Origin of the sequence: Paenirhodobacter hankyongi, assembly GCF_003664585.1 — a bacterium.
Lineage (GTDB): Bacteria > Pseudomonadota > Alphaproteobacteria > Rhodobacterales > Rhodobacteraceae > Rhodobacter > Rhodobacter hankyongi.
Genome location: NZ_RCHI01000001.1, coordinates 127,143 through 141,502, shown reverse-complemented (window position 1 = coordinate 141,502; position 14,360 = coordinate 127,143). Strand labels below are relative to the sequence as shown.

The window sequence follows — 14,360 nt, the reverse complement described above, 5'->3', positions numbered from 1 at the left end:
CCCGCGGCGCGCGCCGTCACAGGTGCCCGACCACGCCGAGGCTCGCCTCGCCGGTGACCGTCACGCCGGTCACCGGAACGGCCGGACCGCCCTTCGGCGGCGTCGGCGCACCGTCGACACCGCAGGCCGCCAGGGCCACAAGCCCGGTCAGGAGCAGCACAACCTTCATCACGGCCTCCTCAGCCCAGCACCTGCTTCCAGCGCGCGATCTGCGCGCGGACCTGATCGGGTGCGGTGCCACCGTAAGACTGCCGCGAAGCGACCGAGTTGTGAACCCCGAGCACGCGGAAGATGTCCTCGGTGATCGCCGGATTGACCGACTGCATCTCGGCAAGGCTGAGGTCAGGCAGATCGACGCCCTTCTTCTCGGCCATCGCGACCAGCGTGCCGGTGACGTGATGCGCCTCGCGGAAGGGCAGCCCCGCCTCGCGCACCAGCCAGTCGGCGAGGTCCGTCGCGGTCGAGAAGCCGTTCGAGGCCGCGGCCTCCAGCTTGTCGCGGTTCACCGTGAGGTCGGAGATCATCCCGGTCATCGCCGCGAGCGCCAGCATCAGCGTGTCGGCGGCGTCGAAGACCTGTTCCTTGTCTTCCTGCATGTCCTTGGAATAGGCGAGCGGCAGGCCCTTCATCACGGTGAAGAGCGCGACGGTCGCGCCCAGGATGCGGCCGATCTTCGCGCGGATGAGTTCCGCGGCATCGGGGTTGCGCTTTTGCGGCATGATCGACGAGCCGGTCGACCACTTGTCCGACATCGCGACGAAGCGGAACTGCGCCGAGGACCAGATCACCAGCTCTTCCGCCATCCGGCTCAGGTGCACGGCGCAGATCGACGAGGCCGAGAGGAACTCGAGCGCGAAGTCGCGGTCGGACACGGCATCGAGGCTGTTCGCCATCGGCCGGTCGAAGCCGAGCGACTCGGCGGTCATGTGGCGGTCGATCGCAAAGCCGGTGCCGGCCAGCGCCGCGGCGCCGAGCGGGCTTTCGTTCATCCGCTTGCGCGCATCGGTGAAGCGGCCGAGGTCGCGAGCGAACATCTCGACATAGGCCATCATGTGATGGCCGAAGGTGACCGGCTGCGCCGTCTGCAGATGGGTGAAGCCCGGCATCACCCAGTCGGCCGTCACCTCGGCGCGGGCGACGAGCGCCCGGATCAGCGCGTCGAGGCCCTTGATCGCGGCATCGGCCTGATCGCGCACCCACAGGCGGAAATCGGTCGCGACCTGGTCGTTGCGGCTCCGCGCCGTGTGCAGACGGCCCGCGGGCTCGCCAATGATCTCCTTCAGACGCGCCTCGACGTTCATGTGAATGTCTTCAAGCGCGGTCGAGAACGGGAACTTGCCGGCCTCGATCTCTGACAAGACCGTGAGCAGGCCTTCCCGGATCGCCGCGGCATCGCTATCGGTAAGGATGCCCTGCGCCGCGAGCATCGCGGCATGGGCCCGGCTGCCGCGGATGTCCTGGGCGTAAAGTCGCTTGTCGAACCCGATCGAGGCGTTGATCGCCTCCATGATCGCGTCCGGGCCGGCGGCGAAACGCCCGCCCCACATCGCGTTCGAGGATTTTTCCGTGCTGTCGGTCATCGGTCGGCCCTTTGTCAGGAGGCATCATGCTGCGGTTGTTCGTCCTTTATACGGCCCTGAGCCTCACTGCAAATGCCGCCGCGGCCGCCGATCTTGGCGCGCTGAAGACCGATGACATGAAGAAGCTCGTCGTCTACGAGCAGCCGCTCGCCACGCCCGAGCTGCCCTTCGTCGACGAGACCGGGGCCGAGCACCGCCTGACCGAGTTCCGCGGCAAGGTCGTGCTGCTGAACCTCTGGGCCACCTGGTGCGCGCCCTGCCGGGTCGAGATGCCCGGGCTCGACGCGCTGCAGGGCGAGCTTGGCGGCGCGGATTTCCAGGTGGTGACGCTGGCCACCGGCCGTAACCCGCAGCCGAAGATCGCGAAATTCTTCGAGGAAGCCGGGGTGACCCGGCTGCCCCGCTTCCAGGACGAGAAGCAGACGCTGTCGCGCGCCATGGGCGTGATGGGGCTGCCGGTCAGCGTGCTGATCGATCGCGACGGCCACGAGGTGGCGCGGCTGATCGGCGAAGCGGACTGGAACGGCCCCGCCGCCCGCGCCGTGATCGAGGCGCTGATCGCCGACTGAACGGCCGCTCAGGCGGCCTTGCTGGCGCGCAGATAGCTGCCCATCGACAGGCCGATCTTTTCCGACAGGCGCATGATCGTCTCGAGCCGCCCCTTGATCTCGGCATGGAAGGCGTCGAGCTGGTCGATGGTGGCGGCCAGCCCGCCGGTGTCGCGCATCCGCCCGCATTCGACGCGACCAAGCACCCGGATCGTGTCGAGGCCGAGCATGTGGCGGCGCACCTCGGCGCTTGCCCGGTTCAGCGTGGCCGAATGCTCGACCGCGCGCAGCATCGCCTCGCGCCCGTCGCGGGCGCAGTCCCGCTCAAGCCCCAGCAGAAGCGTGCGCTCGACCTCCCAGTCGATGCCCGGAGCCGGCGCGGCGGCGGCGATGCTCGCGGTCATCTCGCCCAGAACCCGCCCGCAGCCAAGCAGGAACAGCGCTTTTGCCACCTCGCGCGAGACCCGGTCGATCAGGCTGTCGCGGGCGCCGGCAAAGCTGTGCAGCCGCGCCGAGATCGCCTGCGACGAGATCTTGTAATTCTCCGAGATCGCCGAGATCGGCCCGCCCGTCGGCTCCATCCGCGAGGCGACGATGCGCATGTTGTTCGGGATCGACTGCAGCGAATCGAAGCTGCGCAGCAGGCGCCCCTGCTCGCGCGCGGTTTCCTCGAGCGCCTCGTTCATCTCGGTCAGCACCCGGGTGCGGGCATCCGCCGGCCGTTCGAGCCGCGCATCGCGCGCCGTCAGCTCCTGCCCGAGCGCATAGGCCATGAAGCTCGTGTAGCTGGAAAACCCCTTCTTGTGCGCCACCCCGCGCAGCCACTGCGCCGCCGCCTCGGGGTCGAGCCCCTCCTGTTCGTGCGCGATCAGCTCCTCATAGATCTCGCGGATCTGGCCGAAAAGCGGCGAGGAGGGTTTCAGCCGCACCGACAGGAAGCCCCCCGCGATCGGCAGCATCACCGCGAAGACCCAGTAATGCTGCCCGGATTTCGCGCGGTTCTTGACATAGGCCCCCATCGGATTGCCCTTGCCGAGCGCCCCCCACAGGATGTGGAACACCCCCCGCGGCGTGTCCGGATGGCGCACCAGCCGGTGCGGTGCGCCCAGCAGCTCGGCCCAGTCATAGCCCGAGACACGCTGGAAGACGTCATTGCCCGCAAGGATCACCCCGCGCGGGTCGGTGCGCGAATAGAAGAGTTCGGAAAAGGCGAAGGGGACCTCGCCCGACGAACTGCGCGCGATCTCTGCCTGACTGGCCATGTGCCCCCCGCTTGACGTGCGGCACCAGACTAGACGCGCGGCCTTACCGAAGCGTTTACGCGGCCGGAAACCGTTTCTTTACCATGGGGAAAGATTTTCCCGCACCTTTACGCGTTGTTAGCAAGCCGCGCGGAGGATGGCAGGGTCCGCAACGGGAGACGAAGATGTCGAAACGCGAATTGCCGCCTCAGGAGCCGATCGAGCCTGCGCTCACGAGCCCGCTGGATTTCGCCATCGCCCAGCGGGACCGGGACGTGATCGACATGGTGCGCCGCGCGATCGAACGGCGCGACGTGATCCTGGCCTTCCAGCCGATCGTGCGCACCGCAAGCCCCGATCGCCCCGCCTTCTACGAGGGGCTGATCCGCGTGCTCGACGAGACCGGGCGGATCATTCCAGCCAAGGATTTCATGGAAACGGTCGAACGGACCGAACTGGGCCGCCGGCTCGACTGCCTCGCCCTCGAAATGGGGCTCGCCTCGCTCGCCGAGGACCGCCACCTGCGGCTGGCGATCAACATGTCGGCGCGCTCGATCGGCTATCCCGACTGGATGAAGACCCTGAACAAGGGGCTCGCACTTGACGACACCGCGGCCGAACGGCTGATTCTCGAAATCACCGAGAGCTCGGCGATGAGCATGCCCGAGATCGTCAGCGTCTTCATGCGCGACCTGCAGGCGCGCGGCGTCAGCTTCGCGCTCGACGATTTCGGTGCGGGCTACACCTCGTTCCGCTACCTGCGCGAGTTCTTCTTCGACATCCTGAAGATCGACGGCCAGTTCATCACCGGCATCGCCGAGAATGCCGACAACCAGGTGCTGACCGCCGCGCTGATCTCGATCGCGCAGCATTTCGACATGTTCACCGTTGCCGAGGCGGTCGAGAACGCCGCCGACGCCGCCTTCCTCACCTCGCTCGGCATCGACTGCATGCAGGGCTACTATTTCGGCGCGCCGACGGTGATGCCGCCCTGGAAGATGCCGGAATCGGCAAAGGTGAAACGCGCCTAGCGGAACTGCGAAATTTGCGCAAAATACGAAATAAAATTGCGCAACTGTTTGCGCCAACGTCGGAAATCTCCTTGACCTGCCTCCCGCATGGGGCATGCTGCAGACCGGAAAGGGGCAGCCATCCACGCCCCGGGATCCTGTGAGGAGAGAATCCATGACCAATGTCGTGATCGTCTCGGCGGCGCGCACCGCCGTCGGCAGTTTCAACGGCTCTTTCGCCAATGTTCCGGCCCATGAGCTGGGCGCGTCCGTGCTCGAGGCCGTGGTTGCCCGTGCCGGCATCGAGAAGGGCGAAGTGTCGGAAACCATCCTCGGCCAGGTGCTGACCGCGGCCCAGGGCCAGAACCCGGCCCGCCAGGCGCATATCAAGGCCGGCCTGCCGATCGAATCGGCCGCCTGGGGCATCAACCAGGTCTGCGGTTCGGGTCTGCGCTCGGTCGCGCTCGGCGCCCAGCACATCCTGTGCGGCGACGCCGAGATCGTCATCGCCGGCGGCCAGGAAAGCATGTCGCTCAGCACCCATGCCGCGCATCTGCGCGCCGGCCAGAAGATGGGCGACCTGAAATTCATCGACACGATGATCAAGGACGGGCTGTGGGACGCCTTCAACGGCTATCACATGGGCCAGACCGCGGAGAACGTCGCGGCGCAGTGGCAGATCACCCGCGAGATGCAGGACGAATTCGCCCTCGCCTCGCAGAACAAGGCCGAGGCGGCACAGCTTGCCGGCAAGTTCAAGGACGAGATCGTCCCCTTCTCGGTGAAGACCCGCAAGGGCGAGACCATCGTCGACGCCGATGAATACATCCGCCACGGCGCCACGCTCGAATCGATGCAGAAGCTGAAGCCCGCCTTCATCAAGGACGGCACGGTCACCGCCGGCAACGCCTCGGGTATCAACGACGGCGCCGCCGCGGTGCTGCTGATGTCGGAAGCCGAGGCCGAGAAGCGCGGCCTGACCCCGCTCGCGCGCATCGCCTCCTGGGCGACCGCGGGCGTCGATCCCTCGATCATGGGCTGCGGCCCGATCCCCTCGTCGCGCAAGGCGCTGGCCAAGGCCGGCTGGAGCGCGGCCGACCTCGACCTGATCGAGGCGAACGAGGCCTTCGCCGCCCAGGCCTGCGCGGTGAACAAGGACATGGGCTGGGATCTGTCGAAGGTGAACGTGAACGGCGGCGCCATCGCCATCGGCCACCCGATCGGCGCCTCGGGCTGCCGCATCCTGAACACGCTGCTGTTCGAAATGAAGCGGTCGGGCGCGAAGAAGGGCCTTGCCACGCTGTGCATCGGCGGCGGCATGGGCGTCGCGATGTGCATCGAGGGGCTGTGACGCATCAGCGAGACAGTTTTTGAAAATTCTGCGCGCAACATTGTTGCGCGCAAGGTTCTTCTTGAGTAACAGCGTTTCAAAGGCATTTGATCCAGAGGAGGAGTCATGTCCAGAGTTGCACTTGTTACCGGGGGGTCGCGCGGCATTGGTGCCGCGATTTCGATCGCCCTGAAGAATGCGGGCTACACCGTTGCGGCGAACTATGCCGGCAACGACGAGGCCGCGGCCAAGTTCACCGCCGAGACCGGCATCAAGACCTACAAGTGGTCGGTCGCCGATTATGATGCCTGCGTCGCGGGCATCGCCAAGGTCGAGGCCGATCTCGGCCCGGTCGACGTGCTGGTGAACAACGCGGGCATCACCCGCGACGCCCCCTTCCACAAGATGACGCGCGAACAGTGGAAAGAGGTGATGGACACCAACCTGTCGGGTCTGTTCAACATGACCCATCCGCTGTGGCCCGGCATGCGCGACCGCAAGTTCGGCCGCGTGATCTCGATCTCGTCGATCAACGGGCAGAAGGGGCAGTTCGGCCAGGCCAACTATTCGGCGGCGAAGGCGGGCGACATCGGCTTCACCAAGGCGCTGGCGCAGGAAGGCGCGCGCGCGGGCATCACCGTCAACGTGATCTGCCCGGGCTACATCGCCACCGAGATGGTGATGGCGGTGCCGGAAAAGGTGCGCGAATCGATCATCGCGACGATCCCGGTCGGCCGTCTGGGCGAACCCGAGGACATCGCGCGCTGCGTCGTCTTCCTCGCCTCGGACGAGGCCGGCTTCATCACCGGCTCGACGATCACCGCGAACGGCGGTCAGTATCTGACCTGATTTGCCCTTGGCAAAACGGCAAGAGGCCCGCATGGTGCGGGCCTCTTTGCATTTCGAGGACCAGATGTCGCGCAAGCAAGCCACTTTGATCGGTTTTTCCGCCGTTGCCCTCTGGGCGCTGCTGGCGCTGTTCACCGTCGGATCGGCCCCGGTGCCGCCCCTGCAGCTGAACGCGATCTGCTTCGCAATCGGCGGCGCCATCGGGCTGGTCTGGGTCGCCGCGACCGAAGGCTTCGGCGTGCTCAAGCGGATCTCGTGGAAGGTCTATGCCTTCGGCACGGTGGCGCTCTTCGGCTATCACCTGCTCTATTTCTCGGCGCTGCGGCTCGCGCCGCCGGCCGAGGCGAGCCTGATCGCCTATCTCTGGCCTTTGCTGATCGTGCTGTTTTCCGGCCTGCTGCCGGGCGAGAAGCTGCGCGGGCTGCATGTCGTCGGCGCGCTGATCGCCTTTGCCGGCGCCGCGCTGATCGTCACCCGCGGCGGCATCTCGGCCCGGGCCGAGGCGCTGCCGGGCTATGGGCTTGCGCTGCTCTGCGCGCTGACCTGGTCCAGCTATTCGCTGATCTCGCGCCGCCTCGGTCAGGTGCCGACCGCGGCCGTGGCGGTCTATTGCCTGGCCACGGCGGTGCTGTCCGCCGTCGCCCATGTCGCACTCGAGGACACGCTCTGGCCCGTCGGGGCCCGCGGCTGGATCTCGGTTCTGGCTCTGGGGATCGGGCCGGTGGGGCTGGCCTTCTACACCTGGGACATCGGCGTCAAGCGCGGCGACATCCAGATGCTGGGCACGGCCTCCTACGCGGCTCCCTTGCTGTCGACGCTCGCGCTGATCGTGGCGGGCGTCGCGGCCGCCAGCCCGGTGCTGGTGCTGGCAGCCGCCATGATCGCCGCCGGGGCCTTCCTCGCCGCCATGGCCGGTCGATCGCGCTGAACGTGGCCCGGCCGCCATCCGGGCCGGGAAGGCGTCAGGCGGTCACGCCTTCGAGGCGGCTGATCTGTTCCTTGATGCGGAGTTTCTGCTTCTTCAGTTCGGCAATATGCAGATCGTCGAAGCTCGGGGTCCGGGTCGCCTTTTCGACCTCGACCGACAGGGCCTGATGTTTCTTGCGAAGTTCGGTGATGTGCGAACCAAGCGACATTGCAGTCTCCTCTCTTGTTACCGTTATCAGAGTGCAGCACGTTTTTTGAGTCGTGTCACGCGCCTGTCGCACTGGCGCGACAGAATGTCAGATCGGGTCGCGAAATCTTGCGAAAGGATCAGGGCTCCATGCGCAAGACTTCGCCGCAGCGCAGCACATCTTGCGCAATTTTCGTCAAATCCTCGGCATCACCGGCATGCACCGGCGCCGCATGCAGCACCAGCGGCGCGAGCAGGGCGAAGGGCCCCCGCCCGCCCTTGCGTGCCTGAACGATCACCCGCCCGGCCGCCCGGCCCGTGCGCGCCGCGATCGGCAGCACGCGGATCGAGCCGCCCTGCCCCGCCATCGCGGTCAGCAGCTCGGGCAGGCGGTCGGCGTTCTGGATCACCGTCAGCCAGCCGCCCGGCACCAGACGACGATAGCCCGAGGTCACCCACTCGGCCAAGGGGGTTGCCTCGCGCTGCGCCGTTTCGCGCCCGGGATCGGCGGCGGCGGTGCCGCCCATCGGCGCGAAATAGGGCGGGTTGGCGATGACGTGATCGAAGCTGCGCGCCCGCAGGGACGGCGGCATCGCGGCAAGGTCGCCCTCGACGACCTCGACGGCGATGCCATTCGCCGCGGCATTGGCGCGGGCAAGCGCCGCATAGGCGGGCTGCAGTTCCAGCCCGGCAAGCCGCAGATCGGGCACGCGCCAGCCAAGGCACAGGCTCGCCACCCCGGCGCCGCAGCCAAGCTCGAGCACCGCCTGCCCCGGCCGCGCCGGACAGGCCGCGGCCAGCAGCACCGGGTCCATCGCGGCGCGATAGCCCTTGCGCGGCTGCGCCACCAGAAGCCGGCCGTCGAGGAAGCGGTCCTGCGTCAGATCTTCGGGCGCGAACATCAGTCGGAGCCGATCCGGTTGTCGGCCAGAATCGCCCGCGCCATGAAGGCGTCGCGCTCTGCCACCATCAGCCGGCGCGGCAGAATTCCAAGGCTGCCCTCGAGCACGCTCATATGGACGTCCATCTGAAAGGCCGTTATACCCTCGCCCTCGAGAAGGGCCGTCGCCAGGGCAAGTTTCACCGGGTCCGTGGTGCGCAGAAGCTCTTTCATGTTCCCTCACTTAGGGGCAGTGTGACGCCCTGTCGAGACGAGGGGAAGCGGGAAGGAAGAAGAATGAGCCTGGACGACAAGGCCACGAAGCCGCACGACCGCCTGGCGCAGGCGCTGGCCGCCGAGATGGAGGCGGTGAACGTGCTGATCCGCGACCGGATGAGCTCGGAACACGCGCCGCGCATCCCCGAGGTGACGGCCCATCTGATCGAGGCCGGGGGCAAGCGGCTGCGGCCGATGCTGACCCTCGCCGCGGCCAAGGTCTGCGGCTATGAGGGGCCCTATCACGTCCACCTCGCCGCGACGGTCGAATTCATCCACACCGCCACGCTGCTGCATGACGACGTCGTCGACGAAAGCAAGCAGCGCCGCGGCCGGCCGACGGCCAACCTGCTGTGGGACAACAAGTCCTCGGTTCTGGTGGGCGATTATCTCTTCGCGCGCAGCTTCCAGCTGATGACCGAGGCGAACAACATGCGGGTGCTGAACATCCTCGCCAATGCCTCGGCGGTGATCGCCGAGGGCGAGGTGCTGCAGCTGACCGCGGCGCAGGATCTGGCGACCACGCCCGCGACCTATCTCAAGGTGATCCGTGGCAAGACCGCGGCGCTGTTCTCGGCGGCGACCGAGGTCGGCGGCGTGCTGGCCGGCGCGCACGAGAACGCGGTGCGGGCGCTGCATGATTATGGCGACGCGCTCGGCATCGCCTTCCAGATGGCGGACGACCTGCTCGATTACGGCGGGGCCTCGGCGCAGATCGGCAAGAACACCGGCGACGATTTCCGCGAGCGCAAGCTGACGCTGCCGGTGATCAAGGCGGTGGCGGCGGCCTCGGACGCCGAACGCGCCTTCTGGGTGCGGGTGATCGAGAAGGGTGACCAGCGCGAGGGCGACCTTGAAGAGGCGCTGCGGCTGATGCACCTGCACGGCACGCTCGAGGCGACGCGCGACGAGGCGCTGGCCTGGGGCAACCGGGCGCGCGCCTCGCTGAACGCGCTGCCGGCGCATTCGCTGCGCGACATGCTGTCGGATCTGGCCGATTACGTCGTCGCGCGGGTGAAATGAGCGACCCTGCGTCCCGCGCCTAGAGGCGGCGGGGCGCGGCCGCGGCCGTCTGATCGCCAAGCGGGCCGCAGGCACTCCACCAATCCGGCCGCCTCGCCCGCAGTTGCGCCTGCGCCACCTCGGCCTCGGCGTGGGTCGCGAAGAGCGCAAAGCAGGTGGCCCCCGATCCCGACATCCGCGCCAGCCGGCAGCCCGGCAGCGCCGCCAGCAGGTCGAGCACCTCGGCAATCACCGGCGCCGTCGCGATCGCCGGCGCCTGCAGGTCGTTGCGCAGCTGCGCCAGCCAGTCGATGCAGGCCGGCGCATCGGCAAAGGCCGGCAGATCGGGCAGCGGCGGGTTCTCGCGGCAGGCCAGGGCACGGAAGACCGCGGGCGTCGGCACCTCCACCCGCGGATTGACCAGTAGCGCGGGCAGTGGTGGCAGCGAAACGGGGCTCAGCTCCTCGCCGATCCCTTGCGTGCGGGCGGGCGCGGGCACCAGGCACATCGGCACGTCCGCCCCCAGCCGTTCGAGCCCCGCCCCCGGCACCGCACTCCCGCGCAAAAGCGCCAGCCCGCGCAGCGCGGCCGCGGCATCCGACGAGCCGCCACCGATCCCCGAGGCCGGCGGCAGGTGCTTTTCAAGCGTGATCGCCGCCCCCTGCCCCGCCGGCAGCAGCGCCGCCGCGCGCAGGACGAGGTTCTCGGGCCCCTCGGGCACGCCCGCGCCCTCGGGCCCCGTCACCCGCAGCGCCATCGCGGGCGCAGGGTCGAGCCGCAGCCGGTCGCCCACCGGCGCAAAGGCCACGAGACTGTCGAGCAGATGATAGCCGTCGGCGCGCCGCCCGGTCACGTGCAGCGCGAGGTTCACCTTCGCCGGGGCAAAGACCTCAATCGCCGGCATTGGCCGTCGCCGGATGGAGCGGCGGCGCGCCCTCGGCCTTCAGCACTGCATCCAGCCCGATGTCGAGCTTCTCGCGCACGCGGTCGATGTCGAGATCCTCGCCCGGGCCCAGGTTCAGCGCCCGGCGCCACTGGAACTCCGCCTCGCGCTTGCGCCCGACGGCCCAGTAGACATCGCCGAGGTGATCGTTCAGCAGCGGCTCGGTCGGGTCAAGCTCGACCGCCTTCTCCATCTGCACCACCGACTCGTCATAGCGGCCAAGGCGATAGAGCGCCCAGCCGAGGCTGTCGACGATATAGCCCTGGTCGGGTTCGGCCGCGACCGCGCGCTTGATCATGTCGAGCGCCTCGTCGAGGTTGAGCTTCTTCTCGACATAGGAATAGCCGAGATAGTTCAGCACCGAGGGCTGTTCCGGGCTGAGCTTCAGCGCCTCGCGGAAGCCGGGCTCCGCCTTGTCCCACTGGCCCGAACGCTCCTGCGCGATGGCGCGGGCATACCAGACGAACCAGTCGCGCGGCTCGGGCTCGCCCATCAGCGCGATTGCCTTGTCATAGGCCTCGGCCGCCTCCTTGTAGCGTTCCTTGCGGCGCAGGTTGTCGCCCAGCGTCGACCAGACCGCGGGCAGCTCGGGATGCGCCTTGGCAAGCTCCTGCAACACGCCGATCGCATCGTCGACGCGGTCGGCCTGCACCAGCACCTCGGCTTGACCAAGCTTGGCGGCATGGGCGATCGGGCTGTCCGCCGGCACCTGGGCATAGGTCTCGATCGCCAGATCGTATTGCTTCTGCGCCTCGAGGATCGCGGCGCACAGCAGCAGCGCGTCGCCGTCGGCCGGGCGCAGCCAGCTCGCCAGTCGCGCGTGCAGCAGCGCAAAGGCCGTGGGCGAGTCGGTGTTGATCGCCTGCGCCACCGAGAAGAACACCTCGGCCTCGCCATCGGCGGCCGAGCGGATCACGGTGAAGGGCAGCGTCTCCTTGTTCTCGAGCCGGGCACGGAGCGCGGCCAGCTCGGGGTCAAGATTCTGCCCGAAGCTGGTGTCGAGCAGGCGGATCGCCTCGGCGTCGCGCTCGAGTTGCGACAGCACCTGAACATGCGCGACGATGCCGCGCCGGGTGCCGTTCAGCAACTGGGCATAGGTGCCGGTGAAGATCTTCTCGGCGCCCTCGTAATCGCCGACCAGCGCCAGCGCGAGCGCCTTGTGATAGGAGGCGAAGCCCTCGAGCCCCTGCTTTTGCACCATCGCGTCGAAGGCCTTGGCGGCATCGCCCATCTGCCCCTCGCCAACCAGCGCCCAGGCCCGATAGAGCCCGCCCACGAGCGCGCCGGGATCCGCCCCGCCATCGAGCAGCGCAATCCCCTTGGCGAAGTCCCCGCTCTTCGCGTTCTGCGCCAGCATCACCAGCGTGGCGATCTGCGTCGGGTCCTTCTGCGTCACCATCACCGAGGCGAGCGCCCCGGCCCGGTCGAAATCGGCCATCGCGACATGGGTCAAGAGCGCGCCGTCCTGCACGTCGCGGTCCTCGGGCATCGAGACCAGCAGCCGGTCGTAATAGCTGAGCCCCGCGGCATAGTCATTGGCGACGGTGGCCGCGCGCGCCGCAAGATAGGGCCCCGCCACATCCGCACTGGCCGGCGGCACGGCGACCGATCCCAGCAGAGCGGCAAGCAGGAGGGGGCGCAGCAGACGGGGGGTGGCGGGCACGGGCAGGTCCTTTCCGACGAATGGCCCGACCCTAGCCAACGGGCCGGGGCAACGCAATCCGGCCCGGCCCCGCAGGCACCTGCACCCTCCGCTTTACACGCCGATGTGACGCGGCGCTCAGCGCGCCGCGGCAAGCATCCGCTCGACATGGGCGGGACCGACGGGGCGGATGCGGGTCGGATTGAGCGCCTTGATCGAGTAATAGCCGCGGGTGATGTGGTCCATGTTGACGGTGTCGATCACCCCGGGCAGGTGCAGCATCCGCTCCAGATAGGCCGACAGCCGCGGATAATCGGCGATCTGGCGGCGGTTGGTCTTGAACAGGCCGTGATAGGCCGCGTCGAAGCGGATCAGCGTGACGAAGGTGCGGATGTCGGTCTCGGTCAGCCGGTCGCCGAAGAGATAGTCGCCGTCAAGCCGCGCCTCGAGCGCGTCGAGCATCTCGAAGACGCCCGCGACCGCCTCGTCATAGGCCGCCTGGGTGACGGCAAAGCCCGCCTTGTAGACGCCGTTGTTCAGCCGGTCATAGATCCGGGCGTTGAGCGCGTCGATCTCCTCGGCCAGATCGGCCGGGTAAAGCCGCAGGTCCGAGGGCACCAGCCCCTCGAAGGCGGTGTCGAACATGCGCAGGATATCGGCGCTTTCGTTGTTCACCATCACGCCCCGCTGCATGTCCCACAGCGCCGGCACCGTCGCGCGACCGGTGAAATGCGGATCGGCCTGGGTATAGAGTTCGTGCAGGTGCTGCGCCCCGAAGAGCGGGTCTTCCTCGGCGCCCGGATAGCCGCCGAAGGCCCAGCCCTCGTCCGAGAGCGTCGGGTTCAGCACCGTCACCGGGATCAGCGCCTCGAGCCCCTTGAGCTTGCGCGCGATCAGCGTGCGCGAGGCCCAGGGGCAGATCAGCGCGACGTAAAGCCGATAGCGCCCGGGCTCGGCGGCAAAGCCGCCCTCGCCGGTCGGCCCGGCGCTGCCATCAGGGGTGATCCAGTTCCGAAAGCTCGAGACCTGGCGCACGAAGCGGCCCTTCTCGTCGGCCTTCTGCACCGGCTGCCAGGCCGTCACCCATTTTCCGTCGACCAGCATGGCCCCCTCCTCAGGCGTGGAACACGAAGGACCGCATCGACACCGTGCCAAGGTCGATCGAGCTGGTCATGAAGGTCAGATCGTCGCGCGCGTCCGAGGCGCCGGCGATGGTCAGCGCGGGCAGGTAGTGGTCAACCGAAGGATGCGCCATCTGCAGCAGGCTGCCCAGCTTCGGCCGGTCAGCCAGCGCCGCGAAGTCACGCTCGGCCAGACGGTCGGCGAAGAGCGTGTCGAACTCGATCGCGAAATCGGCGGGACGGCCGTTGAAGCGCATGGCACGCAGGTTGTGCACGACATTGCCCGAGCCGAGGATCAGCACGCCGCGGTCGCGCAGCTGCGACAGGGTGCGGCCGATCTCGAGCTGATGTTCGAGGCCGCGCGACATGTCGACCGAGACCTGGAACACCGGCACATCCGCCCCGGGGTAAAGGAACTTCAGCACCGTCCAGGCGCCGTGATCGAGGCCCCAGGTGCCATCGGTCTCGGCATGGTGGCTGGCCAGCAGCGTCGCCACCTCGCGCGCCAGATCGGGCGCGCCATGGGCCGGGTATTGCGCGTCGAACAGCGCCTGCGGGAAGCCGTAGAAGTCATGGATCGTGCGCGGCATCGCCGAGACGTCGACCAGCGTCGTGCCGCGCGTCATCCAATGCGCCGAGACGACGAGGATCGCCTTCGGATGCGGCAGCTTGCGGCCGAGATCGGTCCAGGCGCGGCTGTAGGCATTGTCCTCGATCGCATTCATCGGGCTGCCATGGCCGAGGAAGACGAGCGGCATCCGCTCGGTCGGGGGCAGGCTGTCGCGCAGGGCGTCGAGGGTGGGAACGGTGCTCATCGAAACTCT

16 protein-coding genes are annotated in these 14,360 nt (G+C 68.1%); 6 read left to right on the top strand and 10 right to left on the bottom strand.

Features of this window, described 5'->3' with window-relative positions:
* Window positions 1–16: 16 nt before the first annotated feature.
* Window positions 17–169, bottom strand: coding sequence for a hypothetical protein (locus DYS74_RS18540; RefSeq protein WP_183077417.1), 153 nt, complete (start codon window positions 167–169; stop codon window positions 17–19).
* A gap of 10 nt (window positions 170–179) precedes the next feature.
* On the bottom strand, window positions 180–1,580 hold the full coding sequence (gene argH / locus DYS74_RS00630) for an argininosuccinate lyase (RefSeq protein ID WP_121530230.1): 1,401 nt from the start codon (window positions 1,578–1,580) through the stop codon (window positions 180–182).
* A 26-nt stretch (window positions 1,581–1,606) separates the two neighbouring features.
* On the opposite strand from argH, the gene DYS74_RS00625 reads away from it, so the two are divergent.
* A complete protein-coding gene (locus DYS74_RS00625) occupies window positions 1,607–2,149 on the top strand; it encodes a TlpA family protein disulfide reductase (RefSeq protein WP_121530229.1) in 543 nt (180 codons plus the stop codon).
* Window positions 2,150–2,157: 8 nt separating this feature from the next.
* Here the strand turns inward: DYS74_RS00625 and DYS74_RS00620 are convergent, their stop codons facing one another.
* On the bottom strand, window positions 2,158–3,390 hold the full coding sequence (locus DYS74_RS00620; RefSeq protein WP_121530228.1) for a PAS domain-containing protein: 1,233 nt from the start codon (window positions 3,388–3,390) through the stop codon (window positions 2,158–2,160).
* A 164-nt stretch (window positions 3,391–3,554) separates the two neighbouring features.
* On the opposite strand from DYS74_RS00620, the gene DYS74_RS00615 reads away from it, so the two are divergent.
* From DYS74_RS00615 to yddG, 4 genes are all read left to right on the top strand, one after another.
* Window positions 3,555–4,400, top strand: a complete 846-nt coding sequence (locus tag DYS74_RS00615; protein WP_121530227.1) for an EAL domain-containing protein — start codon at window positions 3,555–3,557, stop codon at window positions 4,398–4,400.
* A 154-nt stretch (window positions 4,401–4,554) separates the two neighbouring features.
* Window positions 4,555–5,730, top strand: coding sequence for an acetyl-CoA C-acetyltransferase (locus DYS74_RS00610; RefSeq protein WP_121530226.1), 1,176 nt, complete (start codon window positions 4,555–4,557; stop codon window positions 5,728–5,730).
* A 105-nt stretch (window positions 5,731–5,835) separates the two neighbouring features.
* Window positions 5,836–6,558 (top strand): beta-ketoacyl-ACP reductase, encoded by a 723-nt coding sequence (gene phbB, locus DYS74_RS00605; RefSeq protein WP_121530225.1) that lies wholly within the window; start codon window positions 5,836–5,838, stop codon window positions 6,556–6,558.
* 64 nt (window positions 6,559–6,622) lie between these two features.
* On the top strand, window positions 6,623–7,486 hold the full coding sequence (yddG, locus tag DYS74_RS00600; RefSeq protein ID WP_121530462.1) for an aromatic amino acid exporter YddG: 864 nt from the start codon (window positions 6,623–6,625) through the stop codon (window positions 7,484–7,486).
* Between the two features lie 34 nt (window positions 7,487–7,520).
* On the opposite strand, the gene DYS74_RS00595 is transcribed toward yddG, so the two are convergent.
* From DYS74_RS00595 to DYS74_RS00585, 3 genes are all read right to left on the bottom strand, one after another.
* Entirely contained in the window at window positions 7,521–7,694 is a 174-nt protein-coding gene (locus DYS74_RS00595; RefSeq protein ID WP_121530224.1) for a YdcH family protein, read from the bottom strand.
* Between the two features lie 118 nt (window positions 7,695–7,812).
* Complete coding sequence (locus tag DYS74_RS00590) at window positions 7,813–8,574, bottom strand: tRNA1(Val) (adenine(37)-N6)-methyltransferase (protein WP_121530223.1); 762 nt, start codon at window positions 8,572–8,574, stop codon at window positions 7,813–7,815.
* Window positions 8,574–8,786 carry a putative signal transducing protein gene (locus tag DYS74_RS00585; RefSeq protein ID WP_121530222.1) on the bottom strand — a complete coding sequence of 71 codons (213 nt, stop codon included), beginning with the start codon at window positions 8,784–8,786 and terminating at the stop codon, window positions 8,574–8,576. The genes DYS74_RS00590 and DYS74_RS00585 overlap by 1 nt, the downstream gene beginning before the upstream one ends.
* A 63-nt stretch (window positions 8,787–8,849) precedes the next feature.
* Between DYS74_RS00585 and DYS74_RS00580 the strand changes: the two genes are divergently transcribed.
* Complete coding sequence (locus DYS74_RS00580; protein WP_121530221.1) at window positions 8,850–9,851, top strand: polyprenyl synthetase family protein; 1,002 nt, start codon at window positions 8,850–8,852, stop codon at window positions 9,849–9,851.
* Between the two features lie 19 nt (window positions 9,852–9,870).
* Here DYS74_RS00580 and DYS74_RS00575 read toward each other — a convergent pair whose 3' ends face one another.
* The 4 genes from DYS74_RS00575 to ygiD all read right to left on the bottom strand — a co-directional run bounded on the left by DYS74_RS00575 (window position 9,871) and on the right by ygiD (window position 14,351).
* Entirely contained in the window at window positions 9,871–10,734 is an 864-nt protein-coding gene (locus tag DYS74_RS00575; RefSeq protein ID WP_121530220.1) for a 4-(cytidine 5'-diphospho)-2-C-methyl-D-erythritol kinase, read from the bottom strand.
* A complete protein-coding gene (locus DYS74_RS00570; RefSeq protein WP_245965153.1) occupies window positions 10,721–12,436 on the bottom strand; it encodes a tetratricopeptide repeat protein in 1,716 nt (571 codons plus the stop codon). The genes DYS74_RS00575 and DYS74_RS00570 overlap by 14 nt, the downstream gene beginning before the upstream one ends.
* Before the next feature lie 117 nt (window positions 12,437–12,553).
* Window positions 12,554–13,519, bottom strand: a complete 966-nt coding sequence (locus tag DYS74_RS00565; RefSeq protein ID WP_121530219.1) for a glutathione S-transferase family protein — start codon at window positions 13,517–13,519, stop codon at window positions 12,554–12,556.
* A gap of 10 nt (window positions 13,520–13,529) precedes the next feature.
* The gene (ygiD, locus tag DYS74_RS00560) at window positions 13,530–14,351 is read right to left on the bottom strand and encodes a 4,5-DOPA-extradiol-dioxygenase (protein WP_121530218.1); all 822 of its coding nucleotides are present in this window, start codon (window positions 14,349–14,351) and stop codon (window positions 13,530–13,532) included.
* Window positions 14,352–14,360: the final 9 nt, after the last annotated feature.

Bases quoted from the DNA above. Each gene is read 5' to 3' on its own strand.
- DYS74_RS18540 (WP_183077417.1), bottom strand. From the start codon at position 169: ATGAAGGTTGTGCTGCTCCTGACCGGGCTTGTGGCCCTGGCGGCCTGC.
- argH (WP_121530230.1), bottom strand. From the start codon at position 1,580: ATGACCGACAGCACGGAAAAATCCTCGAACGCGATGTGGGGCGGGCGT.
- DYS74_RS00625 (WP_121530229.1), top strand. From the start codon at position 1,607: ATGCTGCGGTTGTTCGTCCTTTATACGGCCCTGAGCCTCACTGCAAAT.
- DYS74_RS00620 (WP_121530228.1), bottom strand. From the start codon at position 3,390: ATGGCCAGTCAGGCAGAGATCGCGCGCAGTTCGTCGGGCGAGGTCCCC.
- DYS74_RS00615 (WP_121530227.1), top strand. From the start codon at position 3,555: ATGTCGAAACGCGAATTGCCGCCTCAGGAGCCGATCGAGCCTGCGCTC.
- DYS74_RS00610 (WP_121530226.1), top strand. From the start codon at position 4,555: ATGACCAATGTCGTGATCGTCTCGGCGGCGCGCACCGCCGTCGGCAGT.
- phbB (WP_121530225.1), top strand. From the start codon at position 5,836: ATGTCCAGAGTTGCACTTGTTACCGGGGGGTCGCGCGGCATTGGTGCC.
- yddG (WP_121530462.1), top strand. From the start codon at position 6,623: ATGTCGCGCAAGCAAGCCACTTTGATCGGTTTTTCCGCCGTTGCCCTC.
- DYS74_RS00595 (WP_121530224.1), bottom strand. From the start codon at position 7,694: ATGTCGCTTGGTTCGCACATCACCGAACTTCGCAAGAAACATCAGGCC.
- DYS74_RS00590 (WP_121530223.1), bottom strand. From the start codon at position 8,574: ATGTTCGCGCCCGAAGATCTGACGCAGGACCGCTTCCTCGACGGCCGG.
- DYS74_RS00585 (WP_121530222.1), bottom strand. From the start codon at position 8,786: ATGAAAGAGCTTCTGCGCACCACGGACCCGGTGAAACTTGCCCTGGCG.
- DYS74_RS00580 (WP_121530221.1), top strand. From the start codon at position 8,850: ATGAGCCTGGACGACAAGGCCACGAAGCCGCACGACCGCCTGGCGCAG.
- DYS74_RS00575 (WP_121530220.1), bottom strand. From the start codon at position 10,734: ATGCCGGCGATTGAGGTCTTTGCCCCGGCGAAGGTGAACCTCGCGCTG.
- DYS74_RS00565 (WP_121530219.1), bottom strand. From the start codon at position 13,519: ATGCTGGTCGACGGAAAATGGGTGACGGCCTGGCAGCCGGTGCAGAAG.
- ygiD (WP_121530218.1), bottom strand. From the start codon at position 14,351: ATGAGCACCGTTCCCACCCTCGACGCCCTGCGCGACAGCCTGCCCCCG.